Source organism: Streptomyces guryensis (assembly GCF_021261325.1).
GTDB classification, from domain to species: domain Bacteria; phylum Actinomycetota; class Actinomycetes; order Streptomycetales; family Streptomycetaceae; genus Streptomyces; species Streptomyces guryensis.
In genome coordinates, this window is the sequence record NZ_JAJSBI010000007.1 from 321,057 (window position 1) to 343,122 (window position 22,066).

Genomic DNA, 22,066 nt, shown 5'->3' on the forward strand with positions numbered 1-22,066 from the left:
GCTGCCGCCTCGCCCAGACAAGTCCCGAGCTTCCATTCCTGATGACTTCTAACGTGTGAGGGGTTGTTGTCGTGAGTGCCGCCAGTGGTGCGAGACGCCGTAGACCTAGAGTGCTCACAGTCGGCGTCACGCTCGCGCTGGCCATAGCGGGCCTGACTCCTGCGGCTGCCGAAGCTTCGGTGGCGACCAGGCAATTGGTTCCCGCCATACCCGCGCAGCGTTCCGACACTGTCAAACCGGTGAATGGCCTGGGCGCGAAGAAGGCCCGGGCTCGGGTCAACGCGGAACGGGCAGCCAACAAAAAGCAGGCCGAACGCGCCCTCGCGGAGCAGAAGACGACCTGGCCCAAGGCCTCCACCGGCACCGCGCCCCTCCCCGCATCCGGTGCCCTCCGGCTGACGGCCGGCGGACTGCCCGTCTCCGTGCACCGAGGCGCCGGGGCGAACACCGCCTCGGGCACGGTCCGCGTCCAGGTCCTCAGCCACAAGGCCGCATCCGCCGCAGGGATCAAGGGTGTACTGCTGACGGCAGGCGCCAGCGACGACGGCGACGCCAAGGTCAACATCGATTACAGCGCCTTCGCCTCGGCCTACGGCGGTGACTGGGCTGGCCGCCTGCGCCTCGTGCAACTGCCGGCCTGTGCCCTGACCACTCCGGACAAGGCGGCCTGCCGGGTCCAGACACCCCTGGACTCGCACAACAGCGTCAGCGGACAGAGTGTGTCCGCCACGGTTCCGCTGGGGCAGGTCCCCGCCCAAGGGAGCGAACCGCGGGCATCGCGCTCCGGTGTCCGCTCGGCCATCCTGTCCCAGGACACGGGTTCCTCGGCCACCGTACTCGCGCTGACGGCCACCTCGGGGGAGTCGGCGTCCGGCTCGGGCAACTACTCCGCCTCGCCCCTGTCCGAGGCGTCCAGTTGGGAAGCCGGCGGTTCCTCCGGCGCCTTCACCTGGTCCTATCCGCTGTCCATGCCGCCCGCGGCAGCAGGTCCGTCGCCTTCCCTCTCTCTGGACTACGACTCCGGCAGCACCGACGGGAAGACGGCATCCACGAACAACCAGTCCACGCAGGTCGGTGAAGGATTCGACCTGAGCGCGGCGTCCTACGTCGAACGGTCATATGCGTCCTGCGACGATGACGGCCAGACCGACAAGCACGACCTGTGCTGGAAGTACGACAACGCCTCCCTCGTCCTCAACGGCAAGTCCACCGAACTCGTCAAGGACGACAGCACGGGTGCCTGGCACCTCAAGGACGATGACGCATCCACCGTCACCCACTCGACCGGCGGCGACAATGGCGACAACGACGGCGAGTACTGGACGATCACCACCGGAGACGGCACCAAGTACGTCTTCGGCCTGAACAAGCTGCCCGGTGCCGATACCCAGCGCACCAACTCGGTGTGGACCGTCCCGGTCTTCGGTGACGACTCCGGTGAGCCCGGCTACGACCAGGGTTCCAGCTTCGCCGACCGCTCGCTCACCCAGGCGTGGCGATGGAACCTCGACTATGTCGTCGACCTGCACGGCAACGCCATGTCGTACTGGTACACGGCCGAGACCAACTCCTACCCCAAGAACGGGGCCTCGACCGCCAACACCCAGTACACACGCGGCGGTTACCTCACCAAGATCCTCTATGGACAGCGCGCCACCACACTGTTCTCCGGGACTGCCTCGGACGAGGTGACGTTCTCCTACGACGAACGGTGCACCGCCTCGGACTGCCCCTCACTCACCGACTCCACGTCCGACAACTGGCCTGACGTACCCTTCGACTTCATCTGCGCGAGCGGCGCCGACGACTGCAACACCGACAGCCCGTCGTTCTTCACCCGCAAGCGCCTGACCAGCATCGACACCTTCGCCTGGTCGGCCACCGACAGCAAGTACATGCCCGTCGACTCCTGGGCGCTGACGCAGAAGTTCCTGGACGGCCAGGACATCGGCGACACCTCCGACCAAACCCTGGTGCTGTCTTCGATCCGGCGCACCGGCAAGAACGGCACCGCCATCACCCTGCCGCCGGTCGCCTTCACCTACCAACTGCGGCCGAACCGGGTGGACTCCACCTCCGACGACATCCTGCCGCTGAGCATGCCCCGTATTGCCTCCGTCACTTCGGAAACCGGCGCCATCACCACGGTGACCCTGTCCGACCCGGAGTGCGTACGCGGCTCGAACATGCCGGCGTCCGAGGACAAGGACACCCTCAGCTGCTATCCGCAGTACTGGCACATCAACGGCGCCACCGAAGCCTCGTTGGACTGGTTCCACAAGTATCGGGTCACCGCCATGCTCAGCACTGACCCGACGGGCCTGGGCGAAGGCGTGGAAACCGCCTACAGCTACGCGGACCCGGCCTGGCACTACAACTTCGACCCGCTGGTCCCCGCTGATGAGCGGACCTGGTCCGACTGGCGCGGTTACGGCAAGGTCACCACGACCACCGGCGCCTCCGGGACCACCCAGTCGAAGACCGTCAGCCTGTACATGCAGGGCATGGACGGCGACACGCAGTCCGACGGCACCACCGCCTCCGCCACCCGGACCGGCCTCGACGTCTCCGGCCTGGACGTCGCCGACGTCACCGACACCGACCAGGACGCCGGATTCCTGCGTGAGCAGGTCACCTACAACGGCGCCACTCCGGTCACGGTGACGGTCAACACCCCCTGGTCGCAGCAGACGGCCAGCCAGCAGAAGTCGTACGCCAGCATCAAGGCGTACTACGTCCGCACCGGCCAGACATCCACCTCCACCTACCTCACTGCCTCCGCCACCTGGCGCACCCGAACCAGCAGCACGACCTACGACGACTACGGCATGGCCACCCAGGTAAACGACACCGGCCAGACCGGTGTCAGCGGCGACAACACCTGCACCCGCACGTGGTACGCCCGCAACGCCGCCGTCGGCCTGACCGGTCTCGTCTCGCGTACCCGTGTCGTGGGCCAGGACTGCTCCGTCGCCGAGACCTCTCTGGCACTGCCGTCCACCTCGGCCTCGCGTGGCGACGTGCTGTCCGACACCGCCACGGTGTACGACAACACCTCCGCCACTGCCTGGTCCGTCAACCAGAACCCGACCCTGGGTGAGCCGACCTGGACCGGACGGGCGTCCGCCTACCCGGCAAGCGCCACCAACGGTGAGCGCTATCCCACCGCGTGGCAGACCGTCACCACCATCACCTTCGACGACAGCGGCGGCGCCGCCGGCCTCGGCCGGCCCATGAACGTCACCGATGCAGCCGGCAACACCACCAAGACCACCTACACACCCACCGACTCCGGACCGCTGACCAAGACCAAGGTCACCAACGCCCTACTGCAGAACGCCTACACCTACACCGACTATGCCTCCGGCCTGCCCACCAAGGTCTACGACGTCAACAACAAGATCACCGAGACCACCTACGACGCACTGGGCCGCAAGACCGCGACCTGGCTGTCCAACCGCTCCCACGCCGGGGGCCAGACTGCGAACTACACCTACGCCTACAGCGTCACCAACGACGCCCCGTCCTGGACGTCGACCGCAACCCTGAAGGCGGACGGCACCACCTACAACACCAGCTATTCCATCTACGACTCCCTGCTGCGGCCTCTGCAGACTCAGTCTCCGACCCCTGACGGCGGACGCCTGCTCACCGACACCCGCTACGACAGCAGGGGCCTGGCCTACGAGACCTACGCGGACGTTTTCGACTCCGCCCACCTCCCCGGCGGTACCTACGCCCGGGCCGAGTACGGTGGCGCGCCCAAGCAGGCGGACACCGTTTACGACGGCGCGGGCCGCCCCACCAGCAGCACTCTGTACGTGTACGGGGCCAAGAAGTGGACTACGAGCACCAGTTACACCGGCGACTCCACCGCAACGACTGCCCCGAACGGCGGTTCGGCCACCCGCACGATCACCGATATCTTCGGCAATATCGTCGAGAAGCGGACGTACTCCGGAACCGACCCCGCCGACGCCGCCTACGGCGCCGGAACCGGAGCCGCCTATACGACCACCAAGTACACGAACAGCCTGGACGGCAAGCCTCTGACCCTCACCGGTCCGGACGGCGCCCAATGGTCCTACAAATACGACCTGTTGGGCCGGCAGATCTCGGCCACCGACCCAGACCTGGGCACCACGACCACCACCTACACGAACCTGGACCAGACGGACACCACCACGGACAACCGCGGCAGCCAGTTGCTGTACGGCTATGACGTCCTGGGCCGCAGGACCGACCAGTGGCAGACCTCCAAGACCGACGCGAACAAACTGGCCCACTGGGACTACGACACCCTCGCCAAGGGGCAGTTGGACGACTCGATCAGCTACGTCGGCGGCACGACAGGCAGTGCGTACACACGTAAGGTCACCGCGTACGACAACCTCTACCACGCGACCGGCACCCAGCTCACCCTGCCGTCCAGCGACCCGCTGGTCACCTCCGGCGCAGTCACGTCGACCCTGGCCTTCACGTCGTACTACAACATCGACGGCAGCCAGCAGTACTACAAGGAACCCGCGGCCGGCGGCTTGAGCAGCGAGACCGTCGACTACGAGTACAACGGCCTCGGACAGGTCACCGATGTGGGCGGAGCGACCGGCTACCTCCTGGCCGCCGACTACAACGCTCTCGGCCAGGTCAACCAGTACACCCTGGGCACCTCCACGGCATCCACCGCCAAAAAGGCCTACATCACCAACACCTACGAGGAAGGCACCGACCGGCTCACCCGCAGCCTCACCACCGACGCCACCCGCAGTGTCCAGGACCTGAACTTCACCCACGACGACGCCGGCAACGTCACCTCCACCTTCGACACCGCCAACCTCTCCGGCACCGGTGCGACCGACTACCAGTGCTTCGGCTACGACGGCTACCAGCGCCTCACCGACGCCTGGACCCCGTCCACCGCCTCCTGCGCCGCCAGCGGCCGCAACGCGACCAACCTCGGCGGCGCCTCCCCCTACTGGACCTCGTACTCCTACACCAGCAGCGGCCTGCGCACCACGGAAACCGCGCACACGGGCAGCGGAGACACCACCAAGACCTACTGCTACAACACCACCGCCAAACCTCATCGCCTCACGGCGACGACCACCGCGACCTCCTGCACCGGCGTGGGTGCTACCTACGGTTACGACGACATCGGTGACACGACCACCCGCCCTAACGGCACCGACACCCAGTCCCTGACCTGGAACGCCACCGGCCACCTCGACACGGTCACCGAGAAGTCCAGCAGCGGCACCACGAAGAGCACGACCAGCCATGTCTACGACGCCGACGGCAACCTCCTCGTCCGCCGCAATACCAGCGGTGAGACCGTCCTCTACCTGGGCACCACCGAAGTCCACCTGGACGCGGCGTCCTCGACGGCCAAGTACTGGGCCCAGCGCTACTACAGCACCGGAAGCGCCACCATCGCCCTGCGCACCAACAAGAGCGGCACCCAGACCCTGTGCTACCTCTCCGGCGACCCGCACGGCACCCCCACGGTCAGTCTCGACTCCACCACTCAGGCCGTCACCAAGCGCTACCTGACCCCGTTCGGCGCCGCACGCACCGGAGGCACCGGCGTCTGGGCCGACGACAAGACCTTCCTCGGCAAGACCACCGACCCCACCACCAGCCTCACCTACATCGGCGCACGTGAATACGACTCCAGCATCGGACGCTTCCTCAGCGTCGATCCCGTCCTGGATATGGGCGACGCACAGAGCCTCAACGGCTACGCCTACGGCGACAACAACCCCGTCACCCTGAGCGACCCGACCGGTCTCAAGCTGGACAACTGCGCCCACTATCTGAACTGCACAGCCAACGGCGGCACCATTGATGAGGTCCCGCACTCCGGCGGTAGCGGCACCCAGTCAGGGACGGCGCACGGAGGCGGCGTCGGTGGCACGGGGAACAGCGCTGCATCCTCCCCGACGGTGAATGACCTTCCCTATGTAGGACCAACCGGCCAGCCTATTCAGGTCCAGAACAACGCCCCCTTTCTGCAGGCCTATCGCCAGTATTTCGACGACGGCATCCAGAGCGAAGACATTCATGATGGAGAGGCTCGTTGGCTGGTTCAGGTGAGTGCCATGCTCAACGCCTGCGTCAAGGTCAACTGTAAGCAAGTCGGGAAGTACTTGAGCCTGTATCACCAGGCCAACTCCGCAGCCGGCATGTACCGCGGCACAGACGGCGGTGGGGGTATAGGAGACGCGGGGGCACTGGCGGCTTCTGCCATGGGCATGCGGGGCATTTCGGGACGGTTCGGCTCCAGCCGCTCGAGCCCGCCGACAGGGAAAGCGCCGCGCACAGCTGACGGGAAGTTTGCAAAGCGAAATGGGGAGCCGGGAACGGACGGCTCTCTCGATGAGCGAACCGTGATGGATCAGCTTGAATTGGATGGTGCTCCAATAGTTCGCGGCCAAGTGTACGCAAGGGTTCCCGGATTCCCTCTGCGGAAATATGACGGAGCGGTTCAGATTGATGGGCACTGGCTCGGCGTGGAGGTGAAGGGGGGCTCCTCGCCTCTGACTCCGCCCCAGAGGGAATTTGACAACTGGCTCAATACGCCGGGGAACACGGTCACAACCAGTGGGGGGCTCACCCTGGAGGGAACCTTCAACGCTTGGGTTCCCCACTGATAGGATGGGGGCAGCCTGCGCCTGTAGGCTGCCCCCAGCAGTGCCGGAGGTTTTTTCTACAGGAGTGATCTCGTGAGCTTTGATCTTGGGTTCTGGTGGGAAGCGCAGCCGATCACTCCCGTTGAAGCGGCTCGAAAGTACAGCGCGATGATCGCGGGAGAAGTTGGAATTGCAAATGAGCATCCCGCATTGGACGTGTTCTTCGGTGAGCTGATCAGCCGGTTCCCCGACCTGACGGAGGATAATTTCGAAACCTCCCCTTGGGCAGCGCCTCTGTATCGGACTAGTGAGTGCCTGATCGCCCCTATCTCCTACCCTCGGCAGCTGGAAGTGTCTGAGTTTCTGTTGGAATTGGCCAATGCGACCGGGGTTACCTCCTATGATCCTCAGTCCGGGAATGTGCATTTTCCGGTAAGCGGGAACTCGGTAACGCTAGAGTTTGCTGACGGTACGGTCATTAACAGCCCAAGTCGAGATGACGTAACTCGGGCATTGAATGGGCTTTCGCCGGAAGACTGGTACCTCATTCTTGAGACCCGGCCGGGTTGGTTCATTCAGGTGGGGTTTGGTACTGCCGCTGGAATTCCCGCTCACTCTTACGTCCTGGAATTTAGGGACGGATCGGAAGATGAGCATTTTCGGACCGCGCTGGCGGAGCTTCCGCAAATTATCGATGCCTTCCATAAGTCCCTATCGGGAGATAATTCCTGGCGTGCCAACTTCCGATTTTCCCGCGTTTCCTACTGAAAATAGGCGGATTTCAGGGAGATGCAGGCGTATAAGTGTAGGCCCCTTCCGGAGGTAAGAAGGGGCCAATGCCTGACGGCATTAATTGACGGCAACGTCAGCGGAGGCGGCTCCGGCGAGGAGTGGTTCGTCGCTGTCATCGGGCGTTTGCCTCCGCGGACATGAGCGCGTCGGCGAACGTCTTGACCATCGCGTGCAGCAGATCCGGACTCGCCGCGGCAAAGTTGTCTTCCGTGCGAGAGCATGGAGGGGCAGACTGCCAGATGCGGTCATCGTGAGGATCTCCAGGGCCGCACCGCTGACTCGCGGCAATTCCGAGCACGTCGCGACGGGATGGAGGGGGAACATGTGGGGCTCTTCAGCAGGAAAACGCCACCCAGCAGTGCTGCGGGAAGTTGCAGAGGAGTGGGGGCTGGGATGCGTCCCGGTCTTGCAGCCTGTCGCTGAGGAGCGCATCTCGCTCCCGACCGCGGTTTCCCCCGCCACATCACCTTCCTCAAACCAAGTTTCGTAGGCTGAGCGGCGGAGTCCGGGGCTTGTAAGGCTGCCACAATCGGTGTGGCGGGCAGTTGAAGGCGGTAACCCTGCGGCCGTGGAGTTCGCGGTGGCCGCTCGGTGGCCGGATGCCTTCGGACCCTGCATCACGGGATGGCACTGGTCAACCAGTCCCGCGTGCTCTGATCAGGAAAAACGCCACCCGGCGGCACGACCCGGCACCAGGCAACACGATCGCTCATGGTCTCGTAATGCGTAGGTCTCGGGTTCGAATCCCGAAGGCGGCTCCAAGGTGAAACCCAGGTTAGGCCTCTGGCCTGGGATTTCTTGTTTCGGGTGACCTTGGAATCCGGGCTAATCGGGCACCTGTGGTCGACGCATCGCAATGCGTAGGTCTGGGATTGACGACCGGTGGGCGTTTCGGTTCACAGAGCTGTGACCTGGCTTTTTGTTCGGTGCTGCCGGTCGGCTCGGGTCTGTTGGGTTCGGTGTGGTGGCCATGTGGTGGCCAAGCGTGCAGAGATCGTGCAAGCGGGTCCCGATCCGCCGTGCCCTCGCAGGTGTGCTCAAGGCCGCAGGGTTGTGACATCCGGACAATCCCACGATCAACGCGCTGCGCCTGGGGGCTCGACAACCCGCTCCCAGGGCGACTCCTCCTGCGCCTGCAACAGTTGGCGCTCAACAGCCTCGATTCAGTTCGGCTTGTCGATGAGGGCGCCGAATGCGATGGACGCTGCTGCTTGCCCTCGTGCCACGCGATCGTCTCCCCCGCGACCTGTCGCCCGCTACGTGGTCGTGTCGCGCGTCGTGCAGCACCGCGACTTTGCTGGTGATCTTGTGTGGGGTGCTGGCGGGTGAGCCGTGGCGTGCTTCGCTGAGGGTGTACTGGGGTGCCTTGGTGAGAGCGGGGTGTGGCTGCGCCGTCGTAACGGCCGAGCACGTTGATACTCCGTCAGGACTGCACCACTGGCTCCCGGACTATGCCGGGAGTTTCAGCGGCCGGGGGCGGAGACGGGCGTCGTGCTGGTAGTGGCTTACATCCGCGATCGTGGTCGGCAGGCTGCCTTGGCCCGTCTAGCTGTCGACGGTCACGTAATTCCCCAGGGCTGCGGTCGTGTAATTCCCCAGTCGCTGAGGACCGCAGTGGCTGTGTGACTCTGCCCCTTCGCTGTTGCGGAGCGTCTCCCGCGGGTCAGTGCTCTGCGAGGTCTTCCAGCTGCCGAACGACGTGTTCAATGGGTGCTGTGGCGTCGATCTCGACGGTCGCAGTCGCTCGGAGCAATGGCTCGACGGTGTTCAGGTGGTCGATGACGGCATCTCGCTCTTCAGGTAGCTTGCCGTAGGGGTTGTTGGTTCGCGCCGCGATGCGGGTCAGCAGGACCTCGGCGGGTGCGCTCAGCAGCACGATGTGGTCGAACAGCGGATAGAACTGGCCTTGGTTGGTCTTGCAGCCGGCCACGAAGAGGTTGCCGTGGTCGTGGCTGCTGAGCAGGTCGGTGATGGCCTGCTCGCGCCAGATCCAGTCGGCAGAGCCGTCGGGCTGGGTCACCCAGTGGCTCCAGGTGTCGGTATCGGTGTCCACTGTGCTGTGCCCTCGCAGGCGCAGGGAGTGGAGTGCCGTCGACTTGCCGGTGCCGGACATTCCTGTGATCAAGACTTTCGTCACGCAGTAAGCCTATGAGGGCCATCACGTGGCCGTGTCGGGCGGACAGGAGCGGGACCCTTCTGAAGTGACCCCTCGGGTCCCGACACTTCCGTTTTATGCCGCGAGGCCGAGCCGTTGCCTGTAGCGGTTCCTCGCCTCATACGGTGTGATGTAGCCGATGGTCGAGTGGAGCCGCTCCCGGTTGTAATGTTCCGCGATCCACCGGAAAACGTCCTGCCGGGCCTGCATCCTTGTCTCCCAGACCGTCGTGCCGATCTCGGCTTTGAGGACGGCAAAGAAGCTCTCCGCCGCAGCATTGTCGAAACACGACCCGGTTCGGCCGACACTCTGCCTGATGTCCAACTCCGCAAGTCTGTCCCGGAATTGACGAGACGTATATTGCGACCCGCGGTCCGAATGAAAGATCGCATTGCCGGCGGTGTGTCCGCCAGCATGGGCCATTCGGATGGCATCCTCCACGAGCTGAGCCCTCATATGGTCGGCCATCGACCAGCCCACGACCTCACGCGTGCACAGGTCGATCACCGTCGCCAGATACAGCCATCCCTCAGCGGTCGGCATACAGGTGATGTCACCAACGAGTTTCAGCCCCGGCATCGGCGCCGTGAAGTCACGCAGAATCAGATCCGGCGCGGGCGCAGCCGAGCGGTCCTGTTTCGTCAGGGACCGCGTTTTCCGTCGCGTTATCCCCGCGATCTGCCTCTCCCGCATGATCCGCGCGACCCGTTTGCGGTTCACGACCTGCCCGCGACGGCGCAGTTCGCGGGTGATCCGCAGGGCACCGTAGGATCCCCGGGAACCGGTATGGATCTCCCGGATGCTGTGTGCCAGCGCCTCCTCGACGCCGGCTTTCTCCTCCCGCACCTCCTTGTTCTTGTGCCAGGTGTAGTAACCGGACCGGTCCCAGCCCAGGACGTCACACATCCGCTTCACGCCGTGGGCGTGCCGGTGCTCGTCGACGAAACGGAAGCGGATCACCGTGTCGTCTCCCGCGCGAAATAAGCGGCAGCTTTCCGGAGGATCTCGTTGTCCTCCTTGAGCCGGGCATTCTCCCGCCGCAGGCGTTTGAGCTCGTCTTTCTCGGCAGAGGTCATACCGGCCTCACCCCCGCCGTCCGCGTCCTGGGCGCGGGCCTTGTCCTCGCGGATCCAGTTCCGCAGCGTCTCCAGATGGATGCCCAGGCTCCGTGCGATGTCGGTGAGGGTTCGGTCCTTCGAGGAACGCGCCAGGTCCACTGGGTCCCGCTTGAACTCTTCGGGGTAATTCTTCCGCTTTGCCACCATGGATCGCTTCCCCTGGATGACGAAACATCCAGCGTCCAGGTGTCGGAATCTCGGGGGTCACTCCATCCGTGGGTGCACCCGGCCGAATCCCAAGTTGGTGTCGCCGAGCAGCAGCGCCTGGGCGACGGACGGCCAGTCCCTTCCGGGGCCCGGCTAAAGCCGTACGTCGCCCAGCCTGTCAATGTCCGAAGTTGTCTGCACGGATGTTCGGAGTGGTCTGCACATTCAGGGGGTGTGCAGACCACTCTCACGTGCCGGGTACGCCAGGAGTGGCGGAGGATAAGCGCACGATCCGAGACGGGCGTTCCTTTAACCCCGAACACCCCTTGCTCGTTAGTTAGGACGTGACGGGCAGAAACGCGTCGACGGGGAATTCCTTGAAACCCGAAACGCCGAAGCGTTTGGTGGAATCCAGCCAGACCGCAGCGATGTCACCGGGGCGATTTTTCGGGTCGAGCATGCGGGACTGCAGAAGGGCTCGAAACTTCTGCCCAGCAGGGACTTTGCCCGACGTATCGATCTGGCGGTTGTCCTGATCGAATAGAGTAACTTCTGTCGCCTGGTAGATCCCTTCGTCCAGCGGTTCGCCTCCGCCTAGGTCAACACCGGTAACGGAATCGGCGCCGATGCAGTAGTCAGAGTGTCCTTGTACCGGCATCGTGCAGTCGGAGGAGCTCGCTCTGACACGGCCAGCGCTCACTGCGGCGCGGCTGTAGACCAGGAACCAGCCTTCGTTCAGGCCACCCAAGTATTTGCGGTTGCCCCAGTCTGGGCTGGTCTTGCCGGTGACGGAGATACCTGGCCCTGAGGACCACTTGGCGCTGGTGAAGGTGGGCGGCTGGGAAGTCGGGGGGGATGGGGTCGCCGATGGGGAGTCGTACAGGTCGTACGTTTCGATTCCCAGGTCGGAATCGAGATGGAGCCGGTGGCCATTCTGCTGGATGGTGCCATGTACGTCGCCGCCGAGCTGCTCTCCCGTCAGGCTGATCTCGGTGCCGTGCTGCGTGCCCTGAAAAGGCTTCGGGTCGCTCGATGTCGTCCAAGGGGCGGAATCGTTCGCCTTTTCCTGGAGGGTGTATGTGCCGTCGATGGGGCCGTTGTCTTCCTGCGACGCCCAGCTCAGAATCTCACGCTGGTCAGGGTACTCAGGGTTGACGCCGTAGAAGGTGTGCTTGACGATTTTGTGGGTCGGCTGGGCCAACTGGGTCGGTCGGCTGTCGCTGCAGCCCGGAATAACCACCGTCGCGGCGATGACTGCGGCAACGGAAATTAACGGAGATCGCGAGCCCATGCGCATTTTGTTTTTCACTTCCTTGCGTGACATTGGCGACTCTTCTCGCTGCGAGTGGATTAGCGCTCATAGGGCACCGGCGGTTGTCGCCGTCCCGCGCAGATAACGATGTGGGGAGGTCTTGGGGATAACGGTCTTGGTGGCGATCTCGTCGAGGCTGCTGCCCTGCTGCTTCAGTAGCCGCGCGTACTCGATCTTGTCTGCCGGGTGAGCGACGGGGCGGCCGGTATGGCGGCCAGCGGCTTCGGCGACGGCGCGGGCGTGGGCGGCGCGTTCGGCGGTGAAGGTGCGTTCCATCTCGGCGGGGCTGCGGGCGGCACTCCGCCCGCAGCCCCGCCGCCTCACTCCCCTCCCGCGCGGTGGTCGAGGCAACCGGATCCAGCCGCGCGATCCGACGCATCACCGCTCCCCGCGAGGGAACCCGCAGCCCACGAGCGCGGCAATGGCGCGTGATCTCGCGGCAGATCGCCGCCATGGTTCGGCGCTGCCGCGTCAGGTACCTGGTGCGCAGTACCTCTTGAGCGATCGCCTCGACCTCATCGGACAGACGCCCACCACCGCGGCCACCGCTGGAGCAGCTCTGAAGCAGGTCCGATACCACCCCTTCACCCGCCCGCCACCGCCCGACCAGCACGTACACCTGGCGCCGGGAGATCCGAAGCATCGCGGCGGCCTCGTCCGCGTCTGTCAGCCCCACCGTGTCCTTCTCGGCAAGCGGCCCTATCACCTCGGCCTGCCGTACCGCGGCATCCCATAACCCGGCAGGCGCGGTCCGAACCCCGCGCTCCGCCACTGGCCCATCGACCATCCGGAAGTCCCCCGTCGCGCACACGACTACGGCCAAGTGGACCGTAGTGCAGATGACTTCGGACCATCTGAGAGTTCACACTTCCCTGCACTCCGTGGCGAATCCCCAGTTCATCCGTGCACACGACTACGGACATTCACACAGCCCTTCGACTGTCTGGGCGACCGTGCACCCCGGGGGAACCGTATGGCCCCACACGTCGAGCGGTACGGGATGGACGGTCCCACACCGCGAAGGACGGCGATCGCCTGATCACCCGCCGACAAAGCCTCGCGAGCGGCCGGCAGGAATCGCTCACCCTCTTCGGTCAGCCGTACGCATCTGGGCGAGGTAGGCCAAGTCACGATGACGGCTCCCGTGAGGGCGCACACCAGCGAGACCGCACGGGCGCGCGGCCGCGGCAGCCGGTGACCGTCGCGCATTCGTACCCGATTGCCGCGCTCACGCCCCAGGCGCGGGGCGTCGGAAGATCGGAGATCAATGGGATGTGATCAGCCGCACCCTCCTGACTTTCCCACCGGATCTCGTCACCCGAAAAACGCTCGCGTGCCCTGAGTCGCGCAGCCGCCTACATGGTTGTGCCGGGATCAGGGAGAATCCAGCTACCATTGTCGTCGAATTCGAGGGTGGCTGTACCCAGGGAGTGGTAGTTCCGTGCGACGCCCATCCTTTCCAGTTCGTGGAGCGCGGCGCCATTGGCGGCATCGAGGGGACCAAAATTCGCCCCGGGGACGAACTGGTAGTAACTGCTGATCTGCAAGGTGGTTTCCCATGTGCCCTGTGGCGTCTGATGCCCGGCCACTCGGACGAAACAACCTTTGATCGCACCCGTCCAATTTCCGTTGTCGGGGAACATGTCGGAATTGTAGATGTAGCCCGAGTCGAAGCCGTTCTTTCCAGTTGCCCGTGCGAGCGCGACCTGGTCGCGAACCGTTTGGTCGACCATATGCTGGAACTTCTGGGACTGTGTATACGGGTCCAGCGAGCTGAAGTGGAGATCGCTTCCCGATCCGTCGAGATAGTGTTGGAAGAATCGCGCGGCATCGGCTCCGGGATACAAATATGACCCGCCCGCGATACTTTCCGCGTAATCCTGCAACAGGGGAGTCGTCGAGTCGGGTTGGTCGGCTCCGTAGTCGTTTCCGTGGTCCGGCTGGAAGGCGCCCTTGGCATTCACCACTGGGAGATCCGGACCTGCCCAGCCGACGACAGGCGGGAACCGCGGATCGGTCGCCAGCGGCGGCGGCTCCGGAGGCAAGGGTCCTTGAGGCAGCAAGGGGGCGTTGGCCGCCATGGCCAGCGCCGGTGAGACCGAGGACGGTGCATTGGGCAACTGCTCGGCACCCTGACGGTCCGTCTCCTCGATGGCCTGGACGATGGCCTGTGCTGCCTGGGCTATCCGGGACAACGCCTGCCGCATGGCGGTCATCCGTTGCGTGAACTGTTCGCGTTCGCGGGCGAAGAGCTGCGCCGTCTGGCCTTGCCAACTGCTGGAGGACGCCAAACGATCAGCCAGGCTCTCCACGCTCGTCGCCGCCCCTTCGAAACGGGACACAGCCAAGGTGAACTCACGCGCACTGTTCGGGGCACTTGCGCCTACCAGGACCTTCTCTGCCATTTCGCATCACCGTTCTACTGAGTCACGCGGCGCGTGCCAGGTGTTCATGCCGACGATGCCGTAGACCGTGCACACGTTGGAACTGCTCCACCGCCGTGCGGGGGTCGGGGCCGAAACGGCTCTCTTATGCTGCCGCCGCCGTCGGCGGTAGGCATGGTCTGGGTGGCCGCGTTACCGCCCTGGCGCGCTGCGGCAGGCAGTCGCCGGTCCCGATGGAGGTCTCACTGTCGGACAGCGCGGCCGGCTCGCCCCGTGCCGCCTTCCCGGCCAGTGCCGTGCGCAGATCGATGCCGTTCAGCAGCGTACTGGGCCAGCCCGCGCCGACCGCCTGCTCCCGTGCGGCAGCGGCCACCTCGGCGGCGTCCGGGCGCTGCTCGGGGTCCTTGCGCAGGCACCGCTCGACCAGTGCGCGCCACAGCGGGGTCGGTCTGCTCCAGCCCGGGCAGGTCCGCAGTCTCGTGGACGACTCGGCACAGTTCCTCGGCGGGGCTGCCCGCGCCGAATGGCGGCCAGCCCGTGGCCGCGAACACCAGTAGTCCGCCGAGCGCGAAGACGTCGGAGACGCAGCCGACCTGTCCGGTCCTGACCTGTTCGGGCGCCATGTACGAGGGCGTGCTGACAGGTTGCCCGGTGACCGTCAACCGGCTCGTGCCTGCGGCGTGTGCCACACCGAAGTCGACGACCTTGGGGCCGTCGTCGGCCACGATCACGTTCGATGGCTTCAGGTCGCGGTGGATGATGCCGGCGCTGTGGATGCCCTGCAGTGCCGTGGCGACGCCGGTGGCCCGCCGCCACGTCGCGGCGGCGGGCAGCGGCTGTCCCGGGGAAGCGGCGTCCTCCCGCGCGATGCCAGGTACGTACTGTGTCGCCAGCCACGGCCGGGCGGCGTCCGCCTGGGCATCGAGCAGCGGAGCGGTGAACGCCGCGTCGAGCCGCCTGACCGCCTCCAGTTCCCGGCCGAAGCGCCGCTGGAACCGGGGATCGTCCGCCAACTCGGGATGGATCACCTTCATCGCCGCCCACTCGCCGTCGGACCAGCCGAGGAACACCCGTCCCATACCGCCGGCCCCCAGCAGGCCGACCAGTCTGAACCTGGCCGACTCGCTCCGGATCGCCCGGCTCCACAGTCACCACACCGAGTGCCGTCAGCTCTTCGTCGTCCAACACTGCGCTCATCGTTCGCCCTTGGCGTTCCGTGCCGACAGCCCGTCATCCCTGCCTCCCGCCTCCCTCTGCCGGAGAGAGGCGAGGGCGTCATCGGCGGCTTCAGCCGCTGAAGCCGCCGATCTGCGCGGCACCCTGCGCATCGGTGTTGTCGATGTTGGTGATGACCGTCTTCGCGCCCGTCGCCATCTTCTGCAGCGACTGCTCCATCAGGGCGACCGCCTTGGCGAACGCCTGGAAGTCGGCGTCGAACTTCTGCGCGGACTTGCCCTGCCACTCGCTGGAGCTCGCCAACTTCTGCCCGGCCGAACGAACCTTGTTGATCTCCTGAGTGAAGGTCTGCACCGCCGAGAGGAACTGCTGCGCGTCGGTCTGCGCGTTTGCTCCGACCAGAACCTGAACCGCCATGGCGCTCGCCCTCTTTCTGTCTCCGGCCTGCCGTTGTCCGGTGCCGGTGGCTGTTGTCGATGACTCGAAGGTAGGCGGGGGAGCAGTGTCGGCAGTAGCGTGCGGGGCGTCGGACGTAGGCAGGACAGGGCGTGTGGTGCGAGGCTCCACACGCCCTGTCGGCCTGTCAGTCGCCAGGCACGGCTACCTGGACGGCGGTGAAGGAGCCGTCGGAGACGAGGTATCCGCGCCCGGGCCGCATGGGGAGCGCGGCGCGGCGGGGCAGGCCGACGCCCAGCAGGTCGCCGTCGAGCGAGTCGGGCATCAGCAGCACCCCCGACCTGCTGCGCCGCACGGACGTCAGCCAGTGCATGCTGCTGCGCACCTCGCCGTCGTTGCGGGCTGCGGCGATGACGTGGATGCCCGGTTCCTGATGGGACGTCAGGGCATGGAACACTCCGCTGAAGTCGTCGAACACGTCCGCGTCGTCGATCAGCACCACGGGCGGCCGGTCGTTCTCCTGGACCAGGGTGGTGAGTTCCGTCAGGTCGGAGGCGAGTCGCACCGGGGCGGGCAGCCGTCGGACTGGTGAGTTGCGTGGCGCGTAGGCGAAGATGGGGGCGTCCACGGCCTCCCGCAGGCCGAGCGCGATGGTGGCCAGGAGCGTGCTGCGCCCGGAGCGGCGAGGTCCGCAGACGAGCACGTGGTCGTGTTCGTGTATCGCCAGGTGAACCGGCTCCAGGTTCTCCTGCGCGACCCCGATGGGGATGGTCCACGGGTGTGCGTCGGCGCGCGCTCTCGCTTTCAGTCCCCCCAGTGGCACGGTGTCCGGCAGTACCTGGATGGCCGGAACATGGTGCGTCCCCGGCCAGGTGTCGCGCACTGCGGCCACGGCTTCGGCGAGTTCCGCTCCCGGCGCCGCGACCTGCACGACCTGCCGCGTGGCGGCGACGAGGCCGCGCCCGGGAGCCGCCTGGGGCACCTCGCGCGCGGGCACGCCGAAGTTGCCGTAGTCCGAGATGTCGGCGAGTCTCAGGAGCACCTTCTGTGCCGTACGGCTCAACCAGTTGCCGGGGATGCCGCCGGCCCGGTCGACGGTCCCGGCGAAAGCGATGCCGACGGCCGGGCCGTCGGCGTAGACCTGTCCGAGCCGCCCCATCAACTCGTCCAGCAGCAGGTCGTCCCCGGTCCCTGCGAGCAGTGCGCCGAGCCCGTCGACGGCCACCAGCCAGCGAGGGAAGTCCGCGCCGCCGATGGCCTTGCGTCGCTCCAGTTCCCTGCCGAGCAGGCCGATCAGCCGCACCAGCCGCTCGCGGTCGGAGCTGCGGACGCATCCGCCGACGTGCGCGAGCCCGGCCAGCGGCGCCAGGTCGCCCGCGCCGTGGTCGAGTACGTACATGTGCAACCGCTCCGGCGGCAGGGCCCGCGCCCAGGCCAGCAGCAGCGACGCCAGGGCGGTGGTGGTGCCAGAGCCGACCGCGCCGAAGACCAGGAGGTTGCCGGCGTCCGGGTCCCAGCCCAGTGGCACCCGCCGCTGGCCGTCGGGATCGTCGGCGAGCACGAGGGCCGGCAGTCCCGCGGTGGGGGTCTGCAGGCCGGCCTCGGCGACGTCCAGGCCCGAGAGCGGGACGTGCCGCGGCAGCGGATCGGGCCATGGTCGGCGTGGTGCCGGGTACCCGCCTGCCGTGAACGCCTCGCGGGCCAGATCGACCAGGCGCCGCAGGTCGGTGGGGCCCGTCTCGGCATGCGACTCCTCGGTGCCCTCAGCAGTCGGCAGACCGGGACCGAAGGCGAAAGGGGCGACGTGCAGCCGCTCGCTGGCGCCCCCGGTCGGGGTGACGGTGGTCGCCAGGGCCGTCTGGACGGCCTCCACCTCGGCACCCGAGACCCGCCGGAAGGCCCGGCCCCACTGCTGTGGTCCGATGCCCGCTGCCGCAGGCGAGTCGATGACGGTGCGGGAGTCCTCGGGGGTCTCCACCCGCAGTGAGATCCGCAGCTTGACGTTGGCCTTGATGGCGTCGCTGACCGAACCGTCCGGCCGCTGCGTGGCCATCACCAGGTGGACGCCGAGCGCGCGGCCGCGCTGAGCCACGTCCACCAGGGCGTCGACGAATGCCGGAAGTGTCTTGACGAGCGTTGCGAACTCGTCGATCACCACCACCATGCGCGGCATGGGTTCGAGCTCCGGACGGTCGGTGTCCCGCAGCCGCTGGTAGGTGCGGAAGTCTGACACACCGGCGGCCCGCAGCATCCGCTCGCGGTGCCGCAGTTCCGCCTCCAGACAGCGCATCGCCCGGATGCTCAACTGGTCGTCGAGGTCCGTGACCATGCCGACGACGTGCGGCAGGTCGGCGCACTTGTCGAGGCCGCCGCCGCCCTTGTAGTCGATGAGCACGAAGACCAGGTGGTCCGGGTCGTTTCCGACGGCCAGCCCGGTGACCAGGGTGCGCAGCAGCTCGCTCTTGCCCGAGCCGGTGGTTCCCGCGATGAGCGCGTGCGGTCCGTCGTCGTCCAGGTCGATCTCGTACCGTCCCTCGCCCGTGACACCGAGCACGGTGCGGGCGCGCAGCGTGCGCGCCGCTGCCCGCCAGCGGTCCACAAACGCGCCGGTGGTCAGGTCCGGGAGGTCGAGCAGCGGCAGCAGCGGTGTCCGCGCGGGCAGACCGGCCCCGGCCAACGCGATCTCGGGGTCCTCGAAGCGGGCCAACGCCTGGGCGGTCTCGCGTGCCTGCGCCTCGCCGACCCCGGCGGTCAGCATGCTGCCGCGACGCTCGCCGGTGGCCACGTGGCGCAGTTCCCCGGCGCCACCGGCGCGTACGCTCAGCACCACCTCGCACAGCGCGGGCAGTGGATCGGCCAGCACCACGGCCCGGGTGGAGCCAGCCCGGCCACCGATCAGGTCGCGCAACGGGCAGTTGCGCCCCTCCAGCAGGGCGGCACCGTCGACGACCACCAGCAGCACACCGCGCTCGGCTTCGGGGAACGGATGGTGCGCCAGGAGTTCGGTGGCAAGGCGGTCTGCCTCTGCGCGGCCGACCGCGATCAGCCGGCTTGTGCCCTCGGCCCGGTCGAACAGGTGCGGCAGCCACTTCGTCCACTCCCACCGCGCCGACCAGGCCGAGTTGGTGAACACCGCGACCGCCAGGTCGGCCGGGCCCGTGGCCACCGCCGCTTGCAGCAGCAGCGCGCGTGCCGCCGCGAGCGCGGCCTCACGGCGTCCGTCGACTCCGAGCACCCGGGTCACGCCGAGATCGACCTGTACCGGGACGCGCGGCAGCTCCGCGTACCGGGCGAGCACCTCGGCGACTTCGGCGGGCAGTTCATGGGCGCCGGAGGGCGGTTCGGTGAGCTGCGGCTGCCAGGGCTGGTCACCCACGCCGACCGCCAGCTTCAGGAAGTCCTCGGAACCCGCACGCCGCTCCCACAGGGACGCGCCCGGCGCTTCGGCGCGAAACGCCACCTCGGCCGGATCGAGCCCCGCGGTCCTGCGGCGGGTGAGTTCCGCCTTATGCTCCCGTGCCACCTCGCCCTCGAAGCGTTCCAGCGCGGTGCGGTAGGCGCGATGTCTCCTGCGTCGTCCGCCCCGGCCGCGCAGCCGCTCCTCGAAGCCGGAGGCGAGGTACGCCAGTGGCGACAGCGCGGCGAACACGGCGAAACGCACGTCGTGGAAGAGCCACACCGTCAGGGCGGCCAGACCGATCGGTGCCAGAAGCGACGTGAATAGGAAGGGTGAGCGCTGTCGGCGCTCCGGCGCCTGAGGCACCCGCAACGGCACGGGAGCCGGGAGCGTCCTGCGTGCTTGGCGGTGGAACGGTACTCGCCAGCCGTGCCGCACACCGTGGACGGTGTCGACGCTCGCCCGCCGATGGTCCTCCGGCGGCCTCACCACACGCAACACAGCGCCACCGCCGACACCGATCACGTCCTGCTCCCCGACCGACGTCGGTTCCGTGATCAACGTCCCGTTGACGTCGATGCCGTTACGGGAATCCTGGTCCGCCACCGTGACCGGCCCTGTCGTCGGAACGGTGAGCACGCCGTGGTGACGTGAGACCCCGGGATGATCGATCCGCACACCGCAGGCGGCGTCCCGGCCGACGGACGTCTCTCCCAGGCTGAGCGGCAACCGACCACCGGCGTCCGGACCGGCGATCACCCAAGCCTCACGCGGGGGCGGCTCCGGACGGCTGTGCGCTACCGCGGTGGCCGGGGCGACGACCGACCCGGCCACCAGTCCGGAGGCGGGCAGCCCGACCGAGCCGGCCACCAGCCGCCCGTCGATCACCAGGGCGACGGAGGATTGCCCGAGCGCCTCCGCCAGGTCGCCGACCTCGGCGGTCGGATCGGTGACCGTCAGGGTGTACTCGGTCCCGCGCCCGCCGTCATCGAATACGAATTCCACGTGTACCTACTCGGGGATCGGAAGCCGTAGTTCCACGGAGGTGCCTTCACCAGCGGCACTCTCGATCAGCACCGCACCGCCGACCTCGGTGAGCCGGCCGATGATCGACCGCCGCAGGCCGGTGCCGGCCGCCGGTTCGCCGTCGAAGCCGCGTCCCGCGTCGACGATCGTGAGCACGAGGCCGTGCGGCCCGTGGTTGACGCGGATGGTGGCGACATCCGTTCCCGCGTGTTTGACGACGTTGGTGAGGGCTTCGCGGGTCGCCTCCACCAATGCCGACACGTGGGTGCGCGGCAGCCGGTCGTGTGGGTTGCCGGCGGCGGCGAGCCCCGCGGTGTTCACCTCCACCCGCAGCTGCTGCAGGGCGAAGGCGCGGGCCAGTGTCTCCAACTCGGCCACGAGGTTGCCCGGTTCGCGCTCCCTGCCGGTCTCCACCAGGTCGCGCAGCCACGCAGCCTCCTCGGCGACCTGGCCGCGGACGCCCGTGTCGAACCGGCGGTCACCGCGGGCCAGCATTTCCATGATCTGCAGGACCCGGTCGTGCAGGATCCGCTGGTGCCGCTCGCGCTCCTGGGAGCGTGCCGCCTCCTCGGCGCGACTGATCGCCGCCGCTGTCTGCCGGTCGAGTTCCCGGCCGACCCTGCGAACGGCGCGCGCCGCCACCCCGGTCGGCACCGCGAGGGCGAGTGCCGTCGTACCCGCGGCGGCGCCGCCCCTCATACCGGCACCGGCGAGCCACCACACGATGGGGCACACCACCAGGGCCACCCCCGCGGCGGTGCGGACCCATAAGGCTGCGAGCCGGTCGACCGCCGCCACCCCCTATCGGACATCGTCCGCTCTGTCCCGTTCCTTGCCCTTTTCCCGCCGCGTGCTTCAGGTACGGCGCGCCGCCAGGGCGATCCTGGTCAGCTCCGCCTTGTTGCCGACCTGCAGCTTGACGCGAATGCGTTCGACGTAGGTGTCGACCGTGGCCTTGGTGACGTTCATGCGCTTGGCGGCCTGAGCATGGGTGAACCCGGCCGCGATCAGGTCCAGCGCCTCACGCTCGCGCGGCGACAGCAGGTCCGAGGGATCCTCGGGCACCGCTGGCGTCGCGGAGAGCGCGGCGGCCAGCACGTCCGCCAGCTGCGGCGAAAGCGAGAATCCCCCTGCCGCGACCGTCGCGAGGACCGCGAGCAGCGCCTCCTTGCCGGTGTCCTTGGTGACGTAGCCGCTCGCTCCGGACCGTACGACTGCCAGCACATCGGCCGGGGCTCGCGACGCGGACATCACTAGAACGCGCGCCCAGGTGGCCATCTCGGAGACCGCCGGCGTCGACGGCCTGCCGTCCGCCAGGTACAGGTCGAGGACGACGACGTCGACCGAGCCGTCCCGGGGCAGCGCAGCCGGGTCGTCCACCGAGGCCACTACGTCGAAGCCTGGACTGCTCGCCAGCAGTGCCGCGACGCCTTCCCGCGTCACGGGGTGATCATCGACGATTGCCACCCGTACATTCGCCACCGGACAATGGTCGCAGTGCACTGATCGGCCGTCAACTCATTATTTGCTAACG

The 22,066-nt window shown here is 67.1% G+C and carries 13 protein-coding genes and 2 pseudogenes; 2 read left to right on the forward strand and 13 right to left on the reverse strand.

The genetic code is table 11. The features are described from left to right. The first annotated feature begins 239 nt into the window (after positions 1-239). Together LJ657_RS48110 and LJ657_RS17195 are read left to right on the forward strand one after the other, a co-directional pair. On the forward strand, positions 240-6,650 hold the full coding sequence (locus tag LJ657_RS48110) for an RHS repeat-associated core domain-containing protein (RefSeq protein ID WP_308117051.1): 6,411 nt from the start codon (positions 240-242) through the stop codon (positions 6,648-6,650). A gap of 72 nt (positions 6,651-6,722) precedes the next feature. Next, entirely contained in the window at positions 6,723-7,397 is a 675-nt protein-coding gene (locus tag LJ657_RS17195) for a hypothetical protein (RefSeq protein ID WP_232649481.1), read from the forward strand. Positions 7,398-7,539: 142 nt separating this feature from the next. Here the strand turns inward: LJ657_RS17195 and LJ657_RS49335 are convergent. The 13 genes and pseudogenes from LJ657_RS49335 to LJ657_RS48605 form a co-directional block, all read right to left on the reverse strand. Continuing rightward, positions 7,540-7,670: pseudogene (locus LJ657_RS49335) on the reverse strand (IS256 family transposase); the annotation flags it as partial. 1,414 nt (positions 7,671-9,084) lie between these two features. Continuing rightward, complete coding sequence (locus LJ657_RS17200; protein WP_308117052.1) at positions 9,085-9,558, reverse strand: ATP-binding protein; 474 nt, start codon at positions 9,556-9,558, stop codon at positions 9,085-9,087. 93 nt (positions 9,559-9,651) lie between these two features. Then, complete coding sequence (locus tag LJ657_RS17205; protein WP_232649483.1) at positions 9,652-10,536, reverse strand: IS3 family transposase; 885 nt, start codon at positions 10,534-10,536, stop codon at positions 9,652-9,654. Continuing rightward, positions 10,533-10,841, reverse strand: coding sequence for a transposase (locus LJ657_RS17210; protein ID WP_232649484.1), 309 nt, complete (start codon positions 10,839-10,841; stop codon positions 10,533-10,535). Before LJ657_RS17210 ends, LJ657_RS17205 begins: the two co-directional genes overlap by 4 nt. Before the next feature lie 337 nt (positions 10,842-11,178). Then, a complete protein-coding gene (locus tag LJ657_RS17215) occupies positions 11,179-12,165 on the reverse strand; it encodes a hypothetical protein (protein ID WP_232649485.1) in 987 nt (328 codons plus the stop codon). Positions 12,166-12,198: 33 nt separating this feature from the next. Next, positions 12,199-12,429, reverse strand: coding sequence for a hypothetical protein (locus LJ657_RS17220; RefSeq protein WP_232649486.1), 231 nt, complete (start codon positions 12,427-12,429; stop codon positions 12,199-12,201). Positions 12,430-12,481: 52 nt separating this feature from the next. Continuing rightward, positions 12,482-12,940: pseudogene (locus LJ657_RS48950) on the reverse strand (DNA-binding domain-containing protein); the annotation flags it as partial. 568 nt (positions 12,941-13,508) lie between these two features. Beyond that, on the reverse strand, positions 13,509-14,558 hold the full coding sequence (locus tag LJ657_RS17225; RefSeq protein ID WP_232649487.1) for a WXG100 family type VII secretion target: 1,050 nt from the start codon (positions 14,556-14,558) through the stop codon (positions 13,509-13,511). Positions 14,559-14,779: 221 nt separating this feature from the next. Next, positions 14,780-15,685, reverse strand: a complete 906-nt coding sequence (locus LJ657_RS17230; protein ID WP_308117057.1) for a serine/threonine-protein kinase — start codon at positions 15,683-15,685, stop codon at positions 14,780-14,782. A gap of 139 nt (positions 15,686-15,824) precedes the next feature. Then, positions 15,825-16,130 carry a WXG100 family type VII secretion target gene (locus LJ657_RS17235; protein ID WP_232649489.1) on the reverse strand — a complete coding sequence of 102 codons (306 nt, stop codon included), beginning with the start codon at positions 16,128-16,130 and terminating at the stop codon, positions 15,825-15,827. Between the two features lie 166 nt (positions 16,131-16,296). Beyond that, complete coding sequence (locus tag LJ657_RS17240) at positions 16,297-20,511, reverse strand: type VII secretion EssC family protein (protein WP_232649490.1); 4,215 nt, start codon at positions 20,509-20,511, stop codon at positions 16,297-16,299. A gap of 6 nt (positions 20,512-20,517) precedes the next feature. Beyond that, positions 20,518-21,330 carry a sensor histidine kinase gene (locus LJ657_RS17245; protein WP_232649491.1) on the reverse strand — a complete coding sequence of 271 codons (813 nt, stop codon included), beginning with the start codon at positions 21,328-21,330 and terminating at the stop codon, positions 20,518-20,520. Between the two features lie 57 nt (positions 21,331-21,387). Then, on the reverse strand, positions 21,388-22,035 hold the full coding sequence (locus LJ657_RS48605) for a LuxR C-terminal-related transcriptional regulator (protein ID WP_308117053.1): 648 nt from the start codon (positions 22,033-22,035) through the stop codon (positions 21,388-21,390). Positions 22,036-22,066: the final 31 nt, after the last annotated feature.

Coding starts and splice junctions, on each gene's coding strand:
- LJ657_RS17210 (WP_232649484.1), bottom strand. CDS start 10,841: ATGGTGGCAAAGCGGAAGAATTACCCCGAAGAGTTCAAGCGGGACCCA.
- LJ657_RS17220 (WP_232649486.1), bottom strand. CDS start 12,429: ATGGAACGCACCTTCACCGCCGAACGCGCCGCCCACGCCCGCGCCGTC.
- LJ657_RS17225 (WP_232649487.1), bottom strand. CDS start 14,558: ATGGCAGAGAAGGTCCTGGTAGGCGCAAGTGCCCCGAACAGTGCGCGT.
- LJ657_RS17215 (WP_232649485.1), bottom strand. CDS start 12,165: ATGTCACGCAAGGAAGTGAAAAACAAAATGCGCATGGGCTCGCGATCT.
- LJ657_RS17235 (WP_232649489.1), bottom strand. CDS start 16,130: ATGGCGGTTCAGGTTCTGGTCGGAGCAAACGCGCAGACCGACGCGCAG.